Origin of the sequence: Pseudomonas sp. ACN5 (genome assembly GCF_002303975.1) — a bacterium.
Lineage (GTDB): Bacteria > Pseudomonadota > Gammaproteobacteria > Pseudomonadales > Pseudomonadaceae > Aquipseudomonas > Aquipseudomonas laurylsulfatiphila.
Window position 1 is genome coordinate 251192 of sequence record NZ_MRCP01000001.1, and the last position, 21433, is coordinate 272624.

Genomic DNA, 21433 nt, shown 5'->3' on the forward strand with positions numbered 1-21433 from the left:
CAATAGTTTCTAACCAGGGCTCTGTCTGGCCACTGGAGTCTTTAACACTTGCGATGACTGCTTATACGTTCGGTACCCCGGTAGTAATCGTCCAGGGGGTGGACTCTGAGTTGTCACCATAGTCTGCCACCGCGATGAATTGATAAGTGGTTCCGTATTCCAGGCTTGTAACCAATCTGGCCCATTTACCCGTATCGTCGGTCGGTTCCGGCTTCGGCTCGGTGACACCATTGATCTTCAGCCTGATCTGCGCTGACTGGGCCGCATCACCCCTGACAATGACATGGTTGTATGGGGTGGTACCGTTGTCCTGGATCAGGCCGTCCGAATCGTACACACGGGTATTGTGCGGTTTGATGGTGGATTCCACGGTAAAGGTGCGGGGCGGGGCGGTGATTTCCCCATCGCCATAGTCCGCCCTGGCAGCGAGCCTGTAGTCTCCATCTGTCACATCGAGCAGGATTTTCCAGGCTCCATTGACGGGATCAGCAGTTGCGACGGCATCTTTTATGGGGGCGCCGCCATTGAGTAGCTGAATGCTCTCACCGAGCATGGCATGCCCCTTGATGATCAACTGAGTCTTGCCGGTGGTGCAACCTTCAGGCACAGAAGGGCCGTCTTCGGACTCGAGGACGTCATCCAGGCTCAGTTTCACATCCAATATGACGCGGAAGGTAAACGCACTGGATTCTTTGCCATTGGTGGCCCTGATCTTGATGCTGTAGTCGCCTGCGGTAAGCCCGTCGAGGGTGAGCTGAAACCGCCCGACAGTATCCACCATGGTTTTCTTGCCCGTGGTGGTGTCGCCGTTGAACGCTTCAACTTCCATACCGGGAGGTGCGTAACCGGAGAATTCGAGCGAGTCGCCGTCGTAGGGATCGCCATCTTTAATCGGGCCATTCTTGCCGATGACTGTGTCGATGATTGGCGTCTCGGTCGCCAGGACGATAACGTACTGTGAGGATCTATCTTGAGGCGGGAATTTCTCGATAGCGTAAAGGCTGTAGCGCTGGAAGCCTCGCAGAGTGACCTCTTTGATCCAGATGTTACCTTCGCTGGTCACGTCAGTAATTGTGCCCGCCTCATCGCGAATCCAGAGCTCCGTATTTTCGCCGGCCGTACCCTTGAAATTCAGGTTTTTGTCAAAAGTTACGCTGTTATTGCCAACGAGATGACCGTTGCTGTCTCGGACTTCATCGAAGGTTACTTTCGCTATTGTTTCATTCTGTGTGTTTGGCGTGATTGCCGAGGTTTTCGGGGGGGTAGTGGTCATGATGACTCCGGGTGTTGAAGAATTTTGGATGCCGGAGTGATTTAAAACCTCGTCAGATAACCTGCCTACTCTCACAAGTGACAGCTGTAAGTTGGTTTTCGGTCAATGGTCGAAGTTGCCTTGGAGGCCAGGCAAGGTTGGCTCCGGCGGCCCGATCAACCGCCCCATCGCGCCGAAAACACCCAGCTCTCTGATGGCCGCCAACTCCCCTGACGTCTCGACCATCTCGGCAATCAACGGCAAATCAATGCTGTGGGTCGCGCGAAAGATCGCGTCGATGAACAGCCGCTTGTCAGGCTGCTCGTCGATGTTGCGAATGTAGGCCCCATCGATTTTCAGGTACGCCAAACCCAACTGGGTGAGGTTGCCGATCTGACTGAAGCGCCCGCCGAAGTGTTGCAGGCCGATGCGATAACCGGTGTTCAGCAGGCTGTGGCTCAAACGCTGCAGTTCTTCGGGGGAGGGCAACTGGCGCTCGTCGATTTCCAGGGTCAGCAGCGGTGCCAGTTCGGGAAGAGAGTCGAGCAGGTCGAGGATTGTTCGACATTGCACCGGGTCGCGCAGGGTGCTCCCGTACAGGCTCAATGCCAAGGGCCTGCGGTTGACCACCAGGTCGTCCAGCGTGGCTTCGAGCATGGCCAGGTCGAAGCGTGCCGACCAGCCGAGACGCTCGATCCACGGCAGGAAATGCCCGGCGGCAATCGCCTCGCCCTGTGGGTCGAGCAGGCGTGCCAGCACTTTGTGATGCAGCACCTGGCGGGTATCGGCACATTGCACGACGGGCTGGAAGTACAACTGCATCTTGCCTTCGGTCAAGGCGTCGTCGATCCAGGTGCGCCAGTCGTGCTGGGAGTGATTCGGCGCGGTGTCATGGTGGCCCAGATACACCCAGGGTCGCTCGGGACGCTGCCGGGATTCAGTCAATGCCTGATCAAGGCGCAGCAGTACGTTGCCGATCGGCTCTCCGGGGCGATAGGCGACAACGCCCAGGTGGGCGACCGGCATGCAATCGCTGGCGCCGGTCAGGCGCAGGTTCTCCAGGCTGATGCTGACATCGGCGGCCAGGCGCACGGCGCTGTCGGCGTCCAGACCCGGTGTCAGCAGGCTGAATTCGCCTCCGCGATTGCGCGCCGCCAGCCAGGTGCGACGTTCCGGCAATTGGGTCAGGCGCCTGAGCAGTTCGCCGGCGGCGCTGATCAGTGCGTCCGTTCGTTGGCCGCCCAGTCGCTGGTTGAGCCCGTTCAGGTCGTTGATCCGCAACATCAGCAGATGGCCATCGCGGCTCTGTTCGCACACTCTCAAGTGGTCGGCCAGTTGTTCGTCGAGCAGGCGCCGGTTGGCCAGGCCGGTAAGGCTGTCCAGATAGGATTCGGCCCGCAATTTTTCGCTGCGCGCAGCTTCTTCGACAAATAGCGCCTTGAGCTTTTCGACCATCTGGTTCATGGCCAGCACTACCCGTTTCAGCTCCGGTGTGCGTGGCAAGTTGGGCAGGCTGAGAAACTCGCGTTTACTGATGGCTTCGGCTTGTCGGACCATGCTGTCGAGTGGGCGGAATTGCCTGCGCAGCATCCATCCTCCAATCACCGCACTGAACAGCCCGCACAACAGCAACCAGATCAGGCTGCCGAGGGTGCTGTCCCAGAGCTTGGCCAGGGCGAATTGCGGATTGCTCAGTACTTCGACCCGTGCCAGCTGTTCCCAGCCGCGCATGACCAAGGCGTCGCCACCCTCCGGGCGCAGGTTGACCAGGTTGACGAACCAGTCAGGCACACCGTCGATTTTTGTCGGAGTGCTGCGCTCCACCAGAGTTTGCTGATCCTTGAGCCTGATCACGCGAATGCTGCTGAAATAACCGCTGTCGAAAATCGAACTGACCATCAGCTCCATCATTGCCGGGTCATCGACCTGTGTCGTCAGCGACAGCCCCAGCGCGGTGGCCGCGTCCTGGGCGTGAGCGCGCAGCTGACTGAGCGTTTGCTCGCGGGAGCTTTCGAGGCTGGCAAAAAAACTGCCGCTGAACGCCACCAGCAGGAACAGGCAGATGGCCAGGAACAGCTGTTTACGCAGTGTCATATCTCGCTCCTTGCCATGGCGGTTAGCCGTCGCCGATGTCGAACCCTTCACTCTGCATCTTTTTCAACACGTCCTGCCAGCGCGACAGCTTTTTCGAGTCGCTGCTGCGTTGGCCGCCGTTCTTGCCCGGCAGGTACAGGCCTTCGGCGTTGAAGGCGTACACCGGCAGCAAGTCTTTGCGTTGGGATGCGGGGCGGATATCGCCGATCAGGTTGTCCAGCACCAGTGGATCGGCCGTGGGGGCGCTGTAGAACGTCAGCACCATGTGCGCCTGGTTCTGGCTCAGGGCCTTGACGTAGGTGATGCGTAGTTTTTCGCTGGGAAAACCGAGCCGGCGCAGGCTGAAATACTTCGCCAGCGCGTAGTCCTCGCAATCGGCGGCACCCTTGATCAGGGCTTCGACGGGCGTGGCCCAGTAATCGGTCTGTTGCCAGATGCGCGTGTCGTCCTGGAAATTCAACTGCTGATTGAAGAAGCGGTTCACCGCGTTGAGCTGCTCACGTTCGGGCGCGCCGCGTGCACTTTGCAGCATCTGACTCCACGCCTCGATCCGGTTGCGTGCCGGTCCCGGCGGGCCGTAGCGTTTTTCCACGGTTTGCAGGATCTGCGCAAAATCCCAGTCGGCCCGGACGCCGTTGAAAACGGTCAGCAGTAAACCGGCCAGCAGCAACCAGACGCCGAGCCGAAGTCGGAGCGCTGGCCATCCTGGACTACGCAGACTGCGGGCCATGTCTGGCTGCTCGAGTGTAGGTTCGTGGAGTTTAGGTGGAGATTCTGCAGGGGGAGGGCAGGTCGTCGGCCTGCAAAGCAAAATAGGGCAGATGCGAGCGCTTGGGTTTCAAGTCTTGCGCAGGGTTTTTTGCCTGAGGATGTAGATTGTCACGAGCACCGCACTGGTCAGCATGAACCCCCGTGCCCAAGGCAGCGGCACCAGATAACAGGACAACAGGATGCTCGCCCACATCAGGCCGATGGCGTAGACCTTGCTCTTGAGCGGAATGCCGTTGCCGTCGAGGTAATCGCGAATCCACGGACCAAGCCGCGGATGTTTAACCAGCCATTGATAGAAACGCGGCGAACTGCGGGCAAAGCAGGCGGCCGCCAGCAGCAGGAAGGGGGTGGTGGGCAATACCGGCAGGAAAATCCCGATGACCCCCAACGCTACGCTCAGCCAGCCGATGGCCAGCAGTACGTAGCGCAACATCAGGGGGCGGTTGCCTATGGGGTTGTCCATAGGCAAAACCTTAGTGGTGACGGGGTTTGAGAATCGCCGGTTTTTCGTCTGGTGCGTTGCACAGCAGGTACAGCGCAGTCAGGGCTTCCGGGATCTGCACGATCATGTCGTCCATCAGGTTGGCGTCGGCGGCAATGTCGGAGAATTCCGGTTGCTCGTCGAACAGGCCCGAACCGACCATGATCGGCAGCAGCATTTCGCTGACTTCGTCTTCGGCGGTTTCAAACCAGGCTTCTTCGCGCAGGAACACGCCCTCCATGAAACCGATGCACCAGCCGCGCAGTTCGGAATCGTCCGGGTCGTCGCCCAGGTCCAGGTCGCACGGCAACTCGAACTCCTCATCGGAGGCCAGTTGGCGGGCGATGTGGGCCTTGAGGCCGATCAGCGTGGCTTCGATCTCTTCGCGCTGGGCTTCGCCACTGTAATGCGGCTCTTCGGCGAACAGTGCGTCGATCCATTCACGGTCCGGGACCACTTCGGAACAGATCGACAGCGCAGTGAGGTAGCCGTGGGCGGCCACGTAGTCCAGCGCCTCGTCATGCAGTTCATCAGCGTCGAGGAAGACTTGCAGGCGGGTTAGTTGCTCAGCGAAGGACATTAAAGGACTACCTTGGGGAATGTTCGATGCGGGAATTCTAGGCCTTCTTGAGCGCTTGGGCCAGCCGCACGGCAAATGTGGGAGCGGGCTTGCTCGCGAAAGCGGTGGGTCAGCCAACGTAAATGTTGAATTTGAAGCCGCTTTCGCGAGCAAGCCCGCTCCCACAGATTGTATTGCGTGTCTTATCAGCGGTGCCCTTTGCCGGACGGGGCTCGGGTATACTCGCGCGTTTTGTGATGCCCTGCTGGCTTCACGGCTGAAATGTGAAGCGTCATGCAATGCGCACTTACGATTTGTCGGTGCAGCGTCGCGGGTTCTGAACCAGCCTTGCAGGGATGTTTCGGTGATTTTTGGAGTTTCTATGCTCGAACAGGCTCAACGCGTCCTCAAGGACATCTTCGGCTACGACAGTTTCCGTGGCCGCCAGGGTGCAATCATTGAGCGCGTGGCCAGCGGTGGCGATGCCCTGGTCCTGATGCCTACCGGTGGCGGCAAGTCATTGTGTTTCCAGGTCCCGGCGTTGCTGCGCGAAGGCCTGGCCGTGGTGGTCTCGCCGCTGATCGCCCTGATGGACGACCAGGTCGCCACCCTCGAAGAGCTGGGCGTGGCCGCCGCCGCGTTGAACTCCACCCTCAGCGCCGAGCAGCAGCGCGACCTCGCCGCCCGCATCCGCCGCGGTGAAGTGAAAATGCTCTATCTGGCGCCGGAGCGTCTGGTCCAGCCGCGCATGCTGTCATTTCTGCAGGGATTGAACATTTCCCTGTTCGCCATTGACGAAGCCCACTGCGTGTCGCAATGGGGCCACGACTTCCGTCCGGAATACCTGCAGCTGGGCCAGTTGGCGGAAATGTTCCCCGACGTGCCGCGCATTGCCCTGACCGCCACGGCCGACAAGCGCACCCGGGAAGAAATCGTCACCCGGCTGCACCTGCAAGACGCCGAGCGCTTCCTCTCGAGCTTCGACCGACCGAACATCTTTTATCGCATCGTGCCCAAGGAGCAGCCGCGCAAGCAGTTGCTGGCGTTCCTCGCCGAGCGCCGCAGCGATGCGGGCATCGTGTATTGCCTGTCGCGCAAGAAAGTCGAGGAAGTCGCCGCGTTCCTCAGCGAACAGGGCTTTCCGGCGCTGCCGTACCACGCCGGCCTGCCCAACGATCTGCGGGCCTACCATCAGAAGCGCTTCCTCAATGAGGAAGGCCTGATCATGGTCGCCACCGTGGCGTTCGGCATGGGCATCGACAAGCCCAACGTGCGTTTTGTCGCGCACCTCGATTTGCCGAAATCCCTGGAGGCCTACTACCAGGAAACCGGTCGTGGTGGCCGTGACGGCCTGCCGGCAGACGCCTGGATGGCCTACGGTCTGCAGGACGTGGTGATGCTCAAGCAGATGCTGCAGAACTCCGAAGGCGACGAGCGCCACAAACGCCTGGAGCAGCACAAGCTCGACGCCATGCTTTCCTTGTGTGAAGAAACCCGCTGCCGTCGGCAAACGCTGCTGGCCTACTTCGACGAGGACATGCCCCAGCCTTGCGGTCATTGCGACAACTGCGTCGACGGCGTGCAGACCTGGGATGCCACCGAGCCGGCGCGTCAGGCGCTGTCGGCGATCTACCGCACCGGTCAACGCTACGGCGTCGGACACCTGGTGGATGTATTGCTGGGCAAGGACAACGAAAAGGTCCGAAACTTCGGCCATCAGCATCTTTCGGTGTTTGGTGTTGGCAAGGCGATGACAGAGGGCGAGTGGCGCTCGTTGTTCCGCCAACTGGTGGCCCGTGGTCTGGCCGACATCGACCTCGAAGGCTACGGTGGCCTGCGTCTGAGCGACAGTTGCCGGCCGCTGCTCAAAGGCGAGGTGACCCTGGAGTTGCGCCGCGACCTCAAGGCGCAAACCGTGGCGAAAAGCAGCAAAAGCCAGGCGAGCCAACTGGTCCGTGGCGAGGAGCGCGAACAATGGGAAGCCTTGCGCGCCCTGCGGCGCAAGCTCGCCGAAGAACATGGTGTGCCGCCGTATGTCATCTTTCCCGACTCGACCTTGCTGGAAATGCTGCGCAGCCAGCCGACCTCGCTGGCGCAAATGGCCACTGTCAGCGGCGTCGGCGCGCGCAAGCTGGAGCGTTACGGCGAGGCCTTCCTCGAAGTACTTGGCGGCCAGGTCGAGGCGCCGAAACCGGTGGCCGACGTACGTCACGAACTGATCACGCTGGCGCGGGCGGGTATGACACCGGTGCAGATCGCCGGTCAGTTGCAGTGCTCGGAAAAGAACGTCTACACCATGCTGGCCGAAGCGATCGGCAAGCAGCAGTTGTCGCTGGAGCAGGCGCTGGATCTGCCTGAAGACCTGATGGGTGAAGTCCAGGACGCCTTCCTCGACGGCGAAGGCGAATTGCCGCCGGTTTCCGAGATCGCCGCGCTGTTCGCGGGCCGGGTACCGGAAGGGGTTTTGTACTGTGTTCGCGCTGCCTTGCAGTCGGAATTCGAGATTTGAGACATCGGTAGTGCTGATGTAACGATTCAGTACAGATCAAGCCTTGCCTCGGATCGAGGCTCATGCTTAGCTGACTAATAATTAGTTTTTATTTATTTCAGTCTAATCATGAGTGTTTTATGCCGTTAACCGATCAACACCGCTTTGGCATGCAATTGGCCCAGATGTCCCGTGGCTGGCGTGCCGAACTGGACCGCCGTCTGGCGGGCATGGGCTTGTCCCAGGCGCGCTGGCTGGTGCTGCTGCACCTGGCCCGTTTCGAAGAAGCTCCGACCCAGCGGGAGCTGGCACAAAGCGTTGGCGTCGAAGGCCCGACCCTGGCCCGTTTGCTCGACAGTCTGGAAAGCCAGGGGCTGGTGCAACGCCAGGCTGTGCTGGAAGACCGTCGGGCGAAGAAAATCGTGCTCTGCGCCCCGGCGCTTCCCCTGATCGAACAAATTGAAACCATTGCCACGCAACTGCGTCACGAACTGTTCGAAGGCGTCGATGAGGCGGATTTGAAGGTGTGCATGCGGGTTCACGGCCATATCCTGGGCAACCTTGAAAAATCCTGAGGCATAACCGACTGCCAGGCTTTTGAGAGACCGCATTGCGCAGACTATAAGAACTACTCGGCGATATCGTGTTCGTAACGGATGTACGAACGCGTACGGGTAATTTTTGTAGATCTCAAGGATGCTCATGCTCAAGTGTTGGCGGTTGGTTTTGCGCGGTTGTTCACAGGGGTTGCTGGCTGGGGCGGCGGTCACTTACTCGGCATGGGCTCCGGCGCTGGGCCTGGGTGAAATCACCCTGCATTCGGCGCTGAATCAACCGCTGCGTGCCGATATCGCCCTGTTGGATGCGGCTGGCCTGGAGGAGGGCGAGCTGTCGGTGGGCCTGGCATCGGCAGACGAGTTCAGCCGTGCCGGGGTCGACCGGGTCTTTTTCCTCGACAATCTGACATTCACTCCGGTCCTGCGCGGCAAGCGCAGCGTGATCCAGGTGACATCCAGCAAACCGGTCAGTGAACCCTTCCTGAATTTCCTTGTGCAGCTCAATCAGCCCAACGCCCGGTTATTGCGCGAGTACACGGTGCTGATCGATCCACCGGGGTCGCCAGGCATTGTTGCCGCCACCGATGAACCGGTTTCCCGTTCCCCGGCGTCTGCATTCCCCAGGGTTCAACCGGTCGAAACGCCGCCACCCGTGGCAAGGACGACGCCAGCAACTGACGTCTCCATGGTTGATCCCGCTGTCGAACAACTGGCTGCCAGCACCCTGCAAAACCACCAGCTTCAATCCACAGTCGATGAACTCAATGCGAAGCTGCAAAGCCAGGATGAGCTGATCGACGGCCAGAAACAGCAGTTGGCCGAGCTGCAAACCCAACTGGCTGAACTCAAGAAGGTAAAGGCGCAACCCATGGTTTCTGATGCAGTGGCACCGGCCCCCGTCATTGCTGACCCCCCCGGGGTTGGCTGGTTGCAGATTGCCGGTGTGTCGGCGTTGATGGGGTTGCTGGCGCTGGGCTGGTTTGTACGTCGTCGGCACCAGCAGCATCAGGCCACGGATTCAGAGGCTCTGCCGTCGCCGCATGAGCCGTCGGCTGAGTTTTTTACCGAGCCAGTGATCTGGCCGCCCGTCACGCAATCGCCCACTGCGCAGCGCGACGGGGTGCCAGCCAATGATGAACTTGAGTGGGTCGATAACCGTCACACCATCCCGGTCGCTGCTGCCGTGGCGGCTCCGGGTTTGGCGATACCCGGCGAATCCGTCATTGACGATGAGTACCGGCTCAACCTGGAGGAGCTGTCCATGGCGTCGAGTTGGGACGTGATCAACCTGGACGAGACCAGGCAGCCGGGGGCTCTGGCCATGATCGAGCCTGCGTTCGGGTTAGAGGCACAACCTGATCAGCCGACTCGACAGTCACCGGCCGGGCTATCATAGCGGCCTCGTCAAACTCTGGAGTTGCGTCCCATCATGACTGCCCACAAACCGGAAATCGTCATCACCTATTGCACGCAATGCCAGTGGCTGCTGCGTGCGGCCTGGCTGGCCCAGGAACTGCTCAGCACCTTTGGTGACGACCTGGGCAAAGTCTCCCTGGTGCCGGGCACTGGCGGGGTCTTTCATGTGTTCTGTGACGCCGTGCAGATCTGGGAGCGCAAGGCGGACGGTGGCTTCCCGGAAGCCAAAGTGCTCAAGCAGCGGGTCCGCGACCAGATCGACCCGGACCGCGACCTGGGGCACAACGACCGCACTCAGTGAGACGCCGCCTCGGCGGTAACGGCTTTCTTGCTCGAACTGCTTGAGAGCCTGCTGGACACCACGATTGCCACAATGATCAAGGCACCTCCCAGCAACATGCGCAGGGTCGGGTTTTCGTTGAACAGCAGCCAGGCGACGGTGATGCCGTAGACCGGCTCCAGGGCGAACACCACGGCGGCGGTGCGTGCCTTGATCACCGCCAGGCTGGCGACGAACAGACTGTGGGCGACACCGGTACAGAACACACCGAGCAGGCCGATCCACAGCCAGTCGAGGGCGCGTACTTCGCTCAATTGAGGCGCCGCCACGGGCAGCAGGCACAGGGCAACCACCACGTTCTGGCACAGCGCGGCCTGCACGGGCGGGACGCGCCCGGAGCCGGCACGGTTGGTCAGCGACAACAGGGCGAACAACAGCCCGGAACCCACGGCCCACAGCAGGCCAGTGGTGGCGCCGCTGGCCAGGTCAAAATCAGGCGTGACCAGCACCAGCCCGACACTCACCAGCAGCACCAGCACAATCTCATTGGCGCGAATGCGCTCGCGGAAGATCAACCCTTCAAGGATCACGGTAAAGGCCGGGAAACTGGCGAAGCCGAGCGTTGCAATCGCCACGCCTGCGACTTTCACCGCAATGAAGAAACTCACCCAGTGCCCGGCGAGCAACAAGCCGCCGAGCAGCAGCCGACGCCAGTCCACGGCCTCGAGTTTGTGCCAGCGCGTCTGGCTGGCGAACCGTGCAAAAAACGCTAGCGCGAGCACGGCAAAAGCGGCACGGCCGAACACGATGATCGCCGGTGATGCGGCAGCCAGTTTGCCGAACACGGCGGTCAGGCCGAACATCAATGCGCCGATATGCAAGGCGCCAAGTGCGGTACGGGGAGTCATTGCAATCCTTGATGACAAACGAACAGAGGCCTCATTGAAGCGCGTAATGGCCCGTCAAGTCTGTCGGCAGACTAGCGTTTTTTGTCGCCAGCCTCGCGTCGCAGTTTTCCGGGCGATGCCCCGAATTCGCGCAGCACCGCCGCCGCGAAGGCACTCTGGGAGCTGTAGCCGACGCGGCTGGCAATCTCGCCGATGGGCAACGCCGAGTTGCGCAGCATGCCCACCGCGATGTGCAGACGTCGGCTGCGGATGTAGTCCATCGGCGTCTGCCCGCATTCAGCCACGAACCGTGCATGCAAACGGGCACTGGAGAGGCCGGCCACCCGGGCCAGGTCGGCCACTTGCAACGGGTACGCCGCGTACTGGTCGATGTGTGCATTTAGCGCGGCATAGGGCAGGCGCCGACCGCCGACAGCGTCGGGCGTGGCGTTGTTGAGGCTGGCCAGCAACAGCACCGCACCTTGTTGTGCGATCAGCGGATCCTCGACCGGACTGTTCGCCAGCCAGCTGACCAATTGGCTTTGTCCCGCGTCCAGGGGCAGGCGGCCGGCGTTGTCGAGCAAGCGTCGGCTGGACTCGGCGTGATCGCCCAACGACTGCGAAACCCATTGTTCGCCGGGCACATCCAGCACCAGGCAGCGGCTGCCATTGACGCTGCCACACGCGTGATGCGCGCCGCAGGGCACCACCACGAAACTCTGCTGGACCACCTGGCTGCCACGGCCGTCAACCTCGAAATCCAGGGCGCCCGAAAGCCCGAACACCAGTTGCGCGTGGTCGTGGCTGTGGACGATCAGGTCGTGGCTGTATTGGCGCAGCGTGAGGATCGGTCTCATCGCGGGTCTCCCGGTTCAGGGCGTCAGTCTACACCGAGCGGGCCAACAAGCGTTGTCACAGGACTGACTTGACGCTGTCATGGACCATTAACCGGGTCACGGCAGACTTGGCAAAACTTGCCAGAGGGTTGCCCATGACCAGCGCCGAGCTCGCCAAACCCACCCGTAAGCAACGCGTACGGACGCTATGGATTTCCGACGTGCATTTGGGCACCCGGGATTGCCAGGCTGAACACCTGTCGCAGTTTCTCAAGGGCTATCACGCGGACAGAATCTACCTGGTCGGCGATATCATCGACGGCTGGAAACTGCGCGGCGGCATGTACTGGCCGCAGGCGCACACCAACGTGATCCGTCGCCTGCTGACCATGAGCAAACGTGGCACCGAGGTGATCTACGTCACCGGCAACCACGATGAGTTCCTGCGCCGCTATTCGAAGCTGATCCTGGGCAATATCCAGTTGGTGGACGAAGCCGTGCACGTCACCGCCGACGGCCGGCATCTGCTGGTGATCCATGGCGACCAGTTCGATGTGATCACCCGGTACCATCGCTGGCTGGCCTTTCTCGGCGATTCGGCCTACGAATTCACCCTGACCCTCAACCGCTGGCTCAATCATTGGCGCGCGCGATATGGCTACGGCTACTGGTCGCTGTCGGCCTACCTCAAGCACAAGGTGAAAACCGCGGTCAGCTTCATCAGCGACTTCGAAGAAGCCATCGCCCATGAATGCGTGAAGCGCGAGCTGCACGGCGTGGTGTGCGGGCACATTCACCATGCCGAGATTCGCAAGGTAGGCGAGGTGGATTATCTCAATTGCGGTGACTGGGTAGAGTCGTGCACGGCGCTGATCGAGCATTGGGATGGTTCGATCGAGCTGTACCGGTTGGCGGATGCCCAGGCGCGGGAGGCGCAGATGAAGGCGACGAAAGTTGCCGAGTTGGCCTGACAGTCATTTGGTGTTTGTACTGGCCTCTTCGCGGGCAAGCCCGCTCCCACAGTGGGCGAAGGTGAGCACAAAACTTGTGGTCGCCAGATAACCCTGTGGGAGCGGGCTTGCCCGCGAATGGACCGCGCAGCGGTCCTGTCAGGCCGGCGCGTGCTCTTCCATCGCCGTCTTGTAGATCGAGTTCCTCGGACTGGCAAACAACCGCTCCATCATCGGCTCGAAGAAGCTCAATGGCAGCGTGTCATACGCTGGATCAAACGCCGCCGCATCGTATTTGGCACAGAACTCTACGGTCGCCTGGTACTGCGGATGGTCCTGGAACTGCTCGCGCAGATGCCGATCCATGCCCAGGTGATGAAAGAAGTAGTAGCCCTGGAAAATCCCGTGCTTTTCCACCATCCACAGGTTCTCGGCGCTGACGAACGGCTTGAGGATTGCTGCGGCGATGTCCGGGTGGTTGTATGAACCCAAAGTGTCGCCGATGTCATGGAGCAGGGCGCAGACCACGTATTCCTCGTCGCGACCATCGCGAAAGGCGCGGGTGGCGGTTTGCAGGGAGTGGGTCAGGCGATCCACCGGGAACCCGCCAAAATCCCCCTCCAGTAACTTCAGGTGCGCCACGATCCTTGTCGGCAATTGTCGCGCGTAGGCACTGAAGTCCGCGGCGATGATCGCCCAGTCTTCCTGCGTGCCGTCCTTCATGTGGGTGAAGCGGGCATTGGCATTCATAGGCAACTCTCTTGTGACGGATGTTCTCTAGAACGGAACGCGCCCCAGCACCATGTCCCGGTACATGACAAAATCGCCGAGCAGGCTGTAGAAGGGGTGTTGGAAGGTTGCCGGGCGGTTCTTCTCGAAGAAGAAATGCCCGACCCAGGCAAAGCTGTAGCCCGCCACAGGCAGGGCCCACAACAGCATCCAGGCTCCGCGACCAACGGTTAGCGCCAGTATCAAGATAACCAGCGTCGTGCCGATAAAATGTAATCGGCGGCAGGTACTGTTGCTGTGCTCGCTGAGGTAGTAAGGGTAAAACTCAGCAAAGCTGTTGAAGCGCTTGATGTTTTCCACGACTGCGATCTCTGTGGTTATTGTTCTGACTGCAAGTTGTTCTGCGGGTAGCTTATTTGAGTCTAGAGTGATCATTGGCATCAGGCAGTGACAATAGGCGCCACTTTAATATCCTTCGGTCAATAGCCGTCGCATGCGGCTCACCATGTAAGAAAACGCCATGAGCGAACGAACGACTTCTGCAAGCTGGGCGATGGGGATTGTCAAAGCGCTGGAGATGGACGGCCTGGATTGCCGGGTTCTGTTCAAGCAGCTGGGGCTCGACTACGCGGCACTGGATGATCCGGATGCGCGCTTCCCGCAAGATTCCATGACACGGCTGTGGCAACGCGCGGTCGAACTGTCCGGCAACCCGGCCATCGGCCTGAACATGGGCAAGGTGGTGCGACCGGCGCAGTTTCATGTGACCGGTTACGCCTTGATGTCCAGCCAGACACTGGCCGAAGGCTTTCAGCGTCTGGTGCGCTATCAGCGGATCATCGCCGAAAGTGCCGACCTGAGTTTCCAACTGCTGGATGAAGGCTATGCGCTGATTCTGACGGTGCATGGCGACCATCTGCCGCCGACCCGGCAGAGCGCCGAAGCTTCACTGGCCTGCGCGCTGGCGCTGTGCAGCTGGTTGACCGGGCGTACGTTGCAACCACGCAAAGTGTTGCTGCAAGGCGCCGAGCCGGCCAATCCGGAACCCTATAAACAAGCCTTCCATGCACCGCTGGAGTTCAACGCGCCTTACGATGCGCTGATATTCGAGCGTGCGGACATGGAAGCGCCGCTGCCGACGGCCAACGAAGCCATGGCGTTGCTGCATGACCGCTTTGCCGGCGAGTACCTGGCGCGCTTTTCCGAAAGCCGCGTGACGCACAAGGCAAGGCAGGTGTTGTGCCGCCTGTTGCCCCAGGGCGAGCCCAAGCGCGACACCGTGGCGCAGACGCTGCACCTTTCCCAGCGCACCCTGCAACGGCGCTTGCAGGAAGAGGGCACGAGTTTTCAGGCGCTGCTGGACGATACCCGGCGCGAACTGGCCGAGCAGTACCTGGCGCAACCGAACATGACCTTGCTGGAAATCGCTTACTTGCTGGGGTTCGCCGATCCGAGCAACTTCTTCCGTGCCTTCCGCCGCTGGTTCGATGCCACACCCGGCGAGTACCGGATGCGGCTGATGCAGGCACCTGAAGCGGTCAATGACGCCAAAATGCCGGAATACACAGCACAAACACAGTGATGATCTCCAGTCGGCCGAGCAGCATGCCGAACGACAGAATCCACTTGGCGGCATCCGGCAGGGTCGCGAAGTTACCGGCCGGGCCGATGGTCTCACCGAGCCCCGGGCCGACACCGGACACGGTACTGGCCGCGCCGGTGAGGGCGGTCATCCAGTCCACGCCGAGCAGTGACAGCAGCAGCGCAATCACGCAGATGGTGATCGCAAAGAAGAACGAAAAGGTCAGGATCGAACGCACGATTTCTTCGTCGAGGCGGTGACCGTTGTACTTCTGCTTGATCACCGCGCGCGGGTGAATCAGCTGGTTAAGGTTGGCCTTGAGCAGGATATAGGCCACCTGGAAGCGGAAAATCTTGATACCGCCCGCGGTCGAGCCGGAGCAACCGCCGACAAACCCCAGATAGAAGAACAGCATCAGCGAGAAATTACCCCAGAGGCTGTAGTCCCCCAGTGCAAAACCGGTGGTGGTCACTACCGACGTCACGTTCAGCGCCACATGGCGCAACGCCTCCAGCCAATGCAGCTGGGTCGTCCACCAATACCAGGTGCCGAGTACCAGCCAGGTCACCAGCAGCATGCCGAGCAGGCCTTGAACCTGTTCATCCTTGATCAGCGCCCGACGGTTACCCCGCAACGTAGCGACATACAGGGTGAACGGCAGGGCACCGAGAATCATGACGACGATCGCGACCCAATGCACCGCAGGCTCCGGCCACTTGGCCAAAGACTGGTCGGAGGTGGAGAAACCGCCGGTGGAAATCGCCGACATCGCGTGGTTGATCGCGTCGAACAGGCTCATCCCCGCCCACCAGAACGCCAGGCTGCCGATAATGGTAATGCCGACGTAGGTCGCCACGATCAGGCGCGCCACCATGTGCGAGCGGGGCATGACTTTTTCCGAGCGGTCCGACGATTCGGTCTGGAACAGCCGCATGCCGCCGATGCGCAGCAGCGGCAGAATCGCCACCGCCATGCCGATGAAGCCGATGCCGCCGAGCCAGTGCAGCAACGAGCGCCACATCAGGATGCCGGGGGACATGGTGTCCAGGCCGCTGAGTACGGTTGCGCCAGTGGCGGTGATCCCGGACATGCTTTCGAAGAACGAGTCGGTGTAGCTGATGTGTTGGGTCAGCAGGAACGGCAGCGCGGCGAAGATACACACCACCAGCCAACTGCTGACGGTCAGCAGGTACATGTCCCGGGGGCGCAGGTGTACGTGCTCGGGGCGCCCCGGAATCACCAGCGCCAAACCGGCGATAAAGGTGATCATGCTGGCCCAGAGGAACGACGGCAGATCGCTGGTGCGGTCGAAAATGACCAGCGTGGCCATGGGGATGACCATGGAGATCGCCAGCGTGATCAGGAAGATGCCGATGATGAAACCAATGATCCGTAAGGTCGGCAACGCCATGAGGTCCGCTCGGCTGATAGAGGAAAGGGCGCCATTCTACCTGTGAGGCAGGGCATGTAAACCGGCACTGCTGCGGCAGTTACAGCTAGAATAGCCGCACAAATTTTTCAGGAGGTGGCCGATGCAGGCTCTCGACGCTTTGCTCAACCGTGTTTCCGTTCCGCGACTGATTGACCCTGCACCCACTGCCGAGCAGCGCGAGGTGCTGTTCGGTGCCGCCATGCGCGCCCCGGATCACGGTCACTTGCAGCCTTGGCGCTTCCTGACGGTAGAGGGCACGGCACGTGAGCAATTGGGCGAGCTGCTGGTCGAAGCGGCGAAATTGCAGGACGGCGAAGTCAGCGAAGCGGCCATCGACAAGGCCCGCAATAATCCGCTGCGGGCGCCGTTGGTGGTGGTGGTGATTGCGCGGTTGCAGGATCACGTCAAGTATCCGAAGTCCGAGCAGTTGCTGGCGGCGGGCTGTGCGGCCCATGGGATCTTGCTGGCGGCCTATGCGCAGGGCATTGGCGCGGTGTGGCGTACCGGTGACCTGGCGTACTCGCCGCATGTGGCCAAGGGGCTGGGGTTGGCGGAAGGGGAAGAGGTGATTGCTTTCCTTTACCTGGGCACGCCGCAGAAAGAACCGCGAGTGGCCGAGAAGGTGGACCTGGCCGAGTTCGTCAGCGCCTGGCCGGGCAAGGCCTGAGCACCTCCGGGCAAAAATGTGGGAGCGGGCTTGCTCGCGAAAGCGGTGGATCAGTCAATTTTGATGTCGATTGACACTCCCTCTTCGCGAGCAAGCCCGCTCCCACAGGTTTCAGGGCTGTACGACAGCCCCCGGCACCAACGGCAATTCCAGGCTGGCAATGAACCCGCCTTCAGGGTGATTGGCCAGTACCAGGCAGCCGCCATGGCGCTCCGCCGCTCGCCGGGCGATGGCCAGGCCCAGGCCGTGTCCGGCCGCGGTCTGCCCCGGCGCCCGATAGAACGGCTCACCGAGCTGGCTCAAATATTCGGCACTGACCCCGGGCCCGTGATCGCGCACGGTCACGACGATCCGCTCGCCCTGACGCAGTGCCTGCATTTCGATCGGCAGGCCACCCACCGGATTGAAACGCTGGGCGTTGCGCAGCAAATTGTCCACGGCCCGTTCGATCATGGTCGGCCAGCCCTTCAGATTCAGTTGCGACTCGGCTTCGAGGTGTACGAGCTGCTCGGGTGAACCGAGTTGAGCATCCTTCTGCAAGGTGTTGAGCAAGGCATTCAGGTCCACCTCTTCGGCACTGGCGTTATCGGAGTCGACCCGCGCCAGTACCAGGATTTCGCTGATCAGCGCTTCCAGTCGGTCGCATTCCCGGGTCAGGCGCGGCCATAGCTGTTCCCGTTCCTGTGGGCCGGCCCGTTCGGCGAGCGCCAGCGCGATACGCAGACGGGCCAGAGGCGAGCGCAGTTCGTGGGAGACATCGCGCAGCAGTTGCCGCTGACTGCCAATCAGACTCTGCAGGCGCGCACCCATGCGGTTGAAGTCATTGGCCAGGACGCCAAACTCATCGCGACGGTTGGCCAGCTTGACCAGGCTGTTCTGTTGATACGTGGTTTGTCCCAGGTCATGCACCGCTCCGCGCAGACGGCTGAGCGGGCGAGTGATGGAAAAGGTCACCAGCAGGCTGAACAAGGTCAGCACCACCAGGGCGATTCCCAGGGCACTGAGCGGCCAGAGCAGGCTCTCGCGGTGCCAGGCGTCCAGTTCCGGGTGTGGGATGCGGTAGATGAACAGGAAGGTGTCACCGGTTTTTTCGCTGGTGAACTCATCGGTCAGGCGCCGCCATGGCAGGCGCCGGTCATCATTGTTCTGGCGCGCCTCAAAGGCCGCCGCACGTCTGGGGAAGGTGCCGCGCACCACCGGATCGCCGCTTTCGTTAAGCACCTGAACGTCGATGTGATACTGGCGTTTGCGTTGCTGGAGAATGTCCTGGGCGGCGTCTTCGCCCTGGCTTTCGTAAGTTTGCGTCCACTGTTCGGCCAGCGTGTTGAGGCCCGGGTGGCGGCTGAGAATCCAGGCGTCCTGGTTGAGCATGTGCCCGAGCAGGATGGAAAGCCCTGCAACCAGAGCGATGGCCAGCCAGAAGCTGGCCAGGATACGCCAGAACAATGAACGCACAGGAAATCCTCAAACAAACACAGATCAGTGTGGGAGCGGGCTTGCTCGCGAAGGCGGTGTGCCAGTCGACAAATGCTTTAACTGGCAAACCGCCTTCGCGAGCAAGCCCGCTCCCACATTGGGTCAAAAGCATCAGACCCAACGGTGTTCAGCCGTCGGGTCCGGGGTTAACGCATTATTGCGCTTTTTGCGGTTGTTGCGCTTTCCACGCCTTGAACTCGGTCCATTCGGCGCGACGCTCAGCCTGTTTCTTCTGGATCTCGTCGAATTGCTTCTGTTGATCCGGTTTCAGCAGTGCCCGTACGTCAGCTTCGGCTTTCTTGTGGTTGGCGGCCATTTCATCTTTCATGGCTTTCTGGTCGGCTGGCGAGAGTTTCTCCAGGTACTTGTCAACCAGTTGCTTACGCTCGTGCATCTGCTCGCCCATGATCTTGCGGATCTGCTCGCGCTGTTCGCGGCTCAGGTCCAGTTGACTGTACGGGCCTTTGCCGTGCATGCCATGCATCTGACCACCGTGGCGCGAACCGTCCATCGGCCCATCCATGGGGCCGGTGCCTTCAGGCATGGCCAGGGCAACGGTCGGCAGGGCAGCCGCGAACATCAGAGCGATAAGAGTCTTGCGCATGGTGAATCTCCTTGTCTCGTTCCCGGTACGTTCCGGATGAGTACAGATTACGCAGATCAAGGTCAGCGGCGGTCAGCGAAGGGTAAAGCTTGGGTAAAGACGATTTCCCGCCGACCTGACAAAACTTCAGATGACTGCAGGAGCGAGCTTGCTCGCGAAGATTTCGAGGTCGGCGCTTCTTGTCAGACAGTGCGCGTCATCGTTCACGTCCATCGCGAGCGAGCTCGCTCCTACAGGGGGCACATGGTTTCAGAGGCTGTAGTAGTAGCCGCGGCTGCGCAGGGCCACGATGCGCGGACGGCCATCGGGGTGTGGACCGATCTTCTTGCGCAGGTTGCTGACGTGCATGTCCAGGCTGCGGTCGTACAGGGTCAGCTTGCGGCCGAGGGCAATCTGCGCCAGTTCCTGTTTGTCCAGGGGTTCGCCGGGCTGCTTGAGCAGGGCTTCCAGCAGGCGGCTTTCGGAAACGGTGAGGGTGAACTCCTGCTCGTCGATGCTGACCACGCCGCGCACCGGGCTGAAACACAGGTCGCCCAGTTCCAGCTGGCTGGACACCGCTGCCGGGTGGCTGCGGCGCAGGACGGCGCGCAGGCGGGCGGTCAACTCTCGCGGGTCGCAGGGTTTGGCCAGGTAATCGTCGGCGCCAAGTTCCAGGCCGAGAATACGGTCCAGGGGCTCGCCCCGGGCCGAGAGCATCAGCACCGGCAAATCCGGGTGATCGCTGCGCAACTGCTTGAGCAGTTCCAGGCCGCTGCCATCGGGCAACATCACATCCAGTACCACGGCCGCCGGAGCGGTTTCGGCCAGCGCACGGCGCGCGCTCTGGCCGTCGTGACAGGCGCGTACCTGAAACCCTTCCTGGCTCAGCCAACTGCTCAGGAGCTCACACAGCTCCTGGTCATCATCAATCAGTAACAGCTCGCTCATGACTCACTCAATTTAGCCATTGTCGACGTTTTCGACTTGCTCCACTGGCGAAGATACCGCACAGCAGCGCCAATAGCGCTACCCCGGCGCCAATGACAAACCATTGTTGCTGGTCGGTCAGCAGGCGCGGCAGCGGACTGCTGGCCTGGGCTTCCTTGAGTTGCAGCTTCAAGCGCTGGTTCTCCTGGCGCAACCGGGCCAGCAGCGGGCTTTCGCGTTCGCCATCGCCAGTTTGCAATTGTTTGCTCAGTTCTTCCCGTTGCCGTTCGCTTTCTTTCAAGCGTTGCTGCAGCTCGGTGATCTGGCTGCCGGCGCTCAAGGAAAGGGGCGTCGAGTTTCCACCCTCGGCGTATTCTTCACCGTGGGCGGGCGCCACGATCGACAACGTGACCAACATCAGACACAACGGACCCTTGCGCATCGCGACTCCTGATTCCAATACGGGTATTGGGCAAGTTGTCGGCCGATAAACAGGAATAATGAGCGATTGAGAACGCGATGAACCGACAAGGTTCATCGCGTGGGGGATTTGTTACGGCAGGACTTGCTTGAACGGCTTGACCAGAACGTTGGCGTAGACACCGGCAGCAATGTACGGATCGGCGTCGGCCCAGGCCTGGGCGGCGCCCAGGGAATCGAACTCGGCGACGATCAGGCTGCCGGTGAAACCCGCTGCGCCCGGATCATTGCTGTCGACGGCCGGGTGTGGGCCGGCCAATACGATGCGACCTTCGCCCTTGAGCACTTGCAGGCGTTCGAGGTGCGCGGGCCGTGCGGCCAGGCGGGCTTCCAGGGAGTTGGCGACGTCTGTGGCAATGATTGCGTAAAGCATGTCAGTCCTCGGTTTTTGGCGTAGTGGTGTCGGCATCGTGCAGATGGCGGGACAGGTAAATGCCCTGGCCGATCAGGAACAGCAAAGTCATGCCCAGGCTGCCGAAGACCTTGAAGTCGACCCAGTAGCTCTGGAAGGTGAACGCGACAAACAGGTTGGCGGCACCGCAAAACAGGAAGAAAGCGATCCAGGCGATGTTCAGGCGTGTCCAGACCGGCTCCGGCAAGGTCAGCGCGTGGCCCATGATGCGTTTGATCAGCAGGCTGTCACCGACGAAGTGGCTGCCGATGAACGCCAGGGCGAACAGCCAGTTGACCACCGGGGCTTTCCACTTGAGGAACGTCTCGCTGTGGAAGGCCAGGGTCAGGCTGCCGAAGACCAGGCAGGCGATCAGGGTCAGCCACTGGCTCTTCTCCAGCTTGCGCTGTTTGATGAACAGTGTGCCGTAGACCACCAGGGAACTGACGATCAGCATCGCGGTGGCGCTGTAAATACCGCCCACAGTGAGTTCATGGCCGGCGATGTCGACGACCCGTGGATCGATTTTGAAGACGATGAAAAACAGCAGGAGCGGGATGAAATCGATGAATTGTTTCACAGTGGCAGCCAGAAG

General features: G+C 60.9%; 23 protein-coding genes. 7 read left to right on the forward strand and 16 right to left on the reverse strand.

Going from position 1 to position 21433, the window contains the following annotated elements; genetic code table 11:
• Window positions 1-61: 61 nt before the first annotated feature.
• The 5 genes from BSF40_RS01200 to BSF40_RS01220 form a co-directional block, all read right to left on the reverse strand.
• Window positions 62-1273, reverse strand: a complete 1212-nt coding sequence (locus BSF40_RS01200; protein WP_095963807.1) for a carboxypeptidase regulatory-like domain-containing protein — start codon at window positions 1271-1273, stop codon at window positions 62-64.
• Between the two features lie 102 nt (window positions 1274-1375).
• Window positions 1376-3346, reverse strand: coding sequence for a cyclic di-GMP receptor LapD (lapD, locus tag BSF40_RS01205; protein ID WP_095963808.1), 1971 nt, complete (start codon window positions 3344-3346; stop codon window positions 1376-1378).
• A 22-nt stretch (window positions 3347-3368) separates the two neighbouring features.
• Complete coding sequence (gene lapG / locus BSF40_RS01210) at window positions 3369-4076, reverse strand: cysteine protease LapG (protein ID WP_095963809.1); 708 nt, start codon at window positions 4074-4076, stop codon at window positions 3369-3371.
• 108 nt (window positions 4077-4184) lie between these two features.
• Window positions 4185-4580: a YbaN family protein gene (locus tag BSF40_RS01215; RefSeq protein WP_015096310.1), complete on the reverse strand. Its 396-nt coding sequence runs from the start codon at window positions 4578-4580 to the stop codon at window positions 4185-4187.
• 10 nt (window positions 4581-4590) lie between these two features.
• The gene (locus tag BSF40_RS01220) at window positions 4591-5178 is read right to left on the reverse strand and encodes a YecA family protein (protein WP_007975277.1); all 588 of its coding nucleotides are present in this window, start codon (window positions 5176-5178) and stop codon (window positions 4591-4593) included.
• Between the two features lie 361 nt (window positions 5179-5539).
• Between BSF40_RS01220 and recQ the strand changes: the two genes are divergently transcribed.
• The 4 genes from recQ (at window position 5540) to BSF40_RS01240 (ending at window position 9919) form a co-directional block, all read left to right on the forward strand.
• Complete coding sequence (recQ, locus tag BSF40_RS01225) at window positions 5540-7666, forward strand: DNA helicase RecQ (protein WP_095963810.1); 2127 nt, start codon at window positions 5540-5542, stop codon at window positions 7664-7666.
• Window positions 7667-7785: 119 nt separating this feature from the next.
• Window positions 7786-8220, forward strand: coding sequence for a MarR family transcriptional regulator (locus tag BSF40_RS01230; RefSeq protein ID WP_007975279.1), 435 nt, complete (start codon window positions 7786-7788; stop codon window positions 8218-8220).
• Window positions 8221-8347: 127 nt separating this feature from the next.
• Window positions 8348-9598, forward strand: a complete 1251-nt coding sequence (locus BSF40_RS01235; protein WP_095963811.1) for a FimV family protein — start codon at window positions 8348-8350, stop codon at window positions 9596-9598.
• Between the two features lie 33 nt (window positions 9599-9631).
• Window positions 9632-9919: a SelT/SelW/SelH family protein gene (locus tag BSF40_RS01240; protein WP_095963812.1), complete on the forward strand. Its 288-nt coding sequence runs from the start codon at window positions 9632-9634 to the stop codon at window positions 9917-9919.
• Here the strand turns inward: BSF40_RS01240 and BSF40_RS01245 are convergent.
• A complete protein-coding gene (locus BSF40_RS01245; RefSeq protein WP_095963813.1) occupies window positions 9913-10806 on the reverse strand; it encodes a DMT family transporter in 894 nt (297 codons plus the stop codon). The genes BSF40_RS01240 and BSF40_RS01245 overlap by 7 nt on opposite strands.
• A gap of 71 nt (window positions 10807-10877) precedes the next feature.
• Window positions 10878-11642 (reverse strand): AraC family transcriptional regulator, encoded by a 765-nt coding sequence (locus tag BSF40_RS01250; RefSeq protein WP_095963814.1) that lies wholly within the window; start codon window positions 11640-11642, stop codon window positions 10878-10880.
• A gap of 134 nt (window positions 11643-11776) precedes the next feature.
• On the opposite strand from BSF40_RS01250, the gene BSF40_RS01255 reads away from it, so the two are divergent.
• Window positions 11777-12592, forward strand: a complete 816-nt coding sequence (locus BSF40_RS01255) for a UDP-2,3-diacylglucosamine diphosphatase (RefSeq protein ID WP_095963815.1) — start codon at window positions 11777-11779, stop codon at window positions 12590-12592.
• Between the two features lie 138 nt (window positions 12593-12730).
• Here BSF40_RS01255 and BSF40_RS01260 read toward each other — a convergent pair whose 3' ends face one another.
• Window positions 12731-13321 carry an HD domain-containing protein gene (locus BSF40_RS01260; protein WP_095963816.1) on the reverse strand — a complete coding sequence of 197 codons (591 nt, stop codon included), beginning with the start codon at window positions 13319-13321 and terminating at the stop codon, window positions 12731-12733.
• Between the two features lie 27 nt (window positions 13322-13348).
• The gene (locus BSF40_RS01265) at window positions 13349-13660 is read right to left on the reverse strand and encodes a DUF962 domain-containing protein (protein ID WP_007975287.1); all 312 of its coding nucleotides are present in this window, start codon (window positions 13658-13660) and stop codon (window positions 13349-13351) included.
• A gap of 160 nt (window positions 13661-13820) precedes the next feature.
• Between BSF40_RS01265 and BSF40_RS01270 the strand changes: the two genes are divergently transcribed.
• Window positions 13821-14882: an AraC family transcriptional regulator gene (locus tag BSF40_RS01270; RefSeq protein ID WP_095963817.1), complete on the forward strand. Its 1062-nt coding sequence runs from the start codon at window positions 13821-13823 to the stop codon at window positions 14880-14882.
• On the opposite strand, the gene BSF40_RS01275 is transcribed toward BSF40_RS01270, so the two are convergent.
• Window positions 14839-16293 (reverse strand): TrkH family potassium uptake protein, encoded by a 1455-nt coding sequence (locus BSF40_RS01275; RefSeq protein WP_095963818.1) that lies wholly within the window; start codon window positions 16291-16293, stop codon window positions 14839-14841. The genes BSF40_RS01270 and BSF40_RS01275 overlap by 44 nt on opposite strands.
• A 121-nt stretch (window positions 16294-16414) precedes the next feature.
• Here BSF40_RS01275 and BSF40_RS01280 point away from each other — a divergent pair, with 121 nt between their 5' ends.
• A complete protein-coding gene (locus BSF40_RS01280) occupies window positions 16415-16981 on the forward strand; it encodes an NAD(P)H nitroreductase (RefSeq protein ID WP_095963819.1) in 567 nt (188 codons plus the stop codon).
• A 111-nt stretch (window positions 16982-17092) separates the two neighbouring features.
• Here the strand turns inward: BSF40_RS01280 and BSF40_RS01285 are convergent, their stop codons facing one another.
• The 6 genes from BSF40_RS01285 to BSF40_RS01310 form a co-directional block, all read right to left on the reverse strand.
• Complete coding sequence (locus tag BSF40_RS01285; RefSeq protein WP_095963820.1) at window positions 17093-18436, reverse strand: HAMP domain-containing sensor histidine kinase; 1344 nt, start codon at window positions 18434-18436, stop codon at window positions 17093-17095.
• Window positions 18437-18611: 175 nt separating this feature from the next.
• Window positions 18612-19061: a Spy/CpxP family protein refolding chaperone gene (locus tag BSF40_RS01290; protein ID WP_095963821.1), complete on the reverse strand. Its 450-nt coding sequence runs from the start codon at window positions 19059-19061 to the stop codon at window positions 18612-18614.
• Between the two features lie 249 nt (window positions 19062-19310).
• On the reverse strand, window positions 19311-19988 hold the full coding sequence (locus BSF40_RS01295; protein WP_007975295.1) for a response regulator transcription factor: 678 nt from the start codon (window positions 19986-19988) through the stop codon (window positions 19311-19313).
• A 7-nt stretch (window positions 19989-19995) separates the two neighbouring features.
• Window positions 19996-20409 carry a translation initiation factor 2 gene (locus BSF40_RS01300; protein ID WP_095963822.1) on the reverse strand — a complete coding sequence of 138 codons (414 nt, stop codon included), beginning with the start codon at window positions 20407-20409 and terminating at the stop codon, window positions 19996-19998.
• Between the two features lie 111 nt (window positions 20410-20520).
• Window positions 20521-20820, reverse strand: coding sequence for a YciI family protein (locus BSF40_RS01305; RefSeq protein WP_007975297.1), 300 nt, complete (start codon window positions 20818-20820; stop codon window positions 20521-20523).
• Between the two features lies 1 nt (window position 20821).
• Window positions 20822-21418, reverse strand: coding sequence for a septation protein A (locus BSF40_RS01310; protein WP_095963823.1), 597 nt, complete (start codon window positions 21416-21418; stop codon window positions 20822-20824).
• Window positions 21419-21433: the final 15 nt, after the last annotated feature.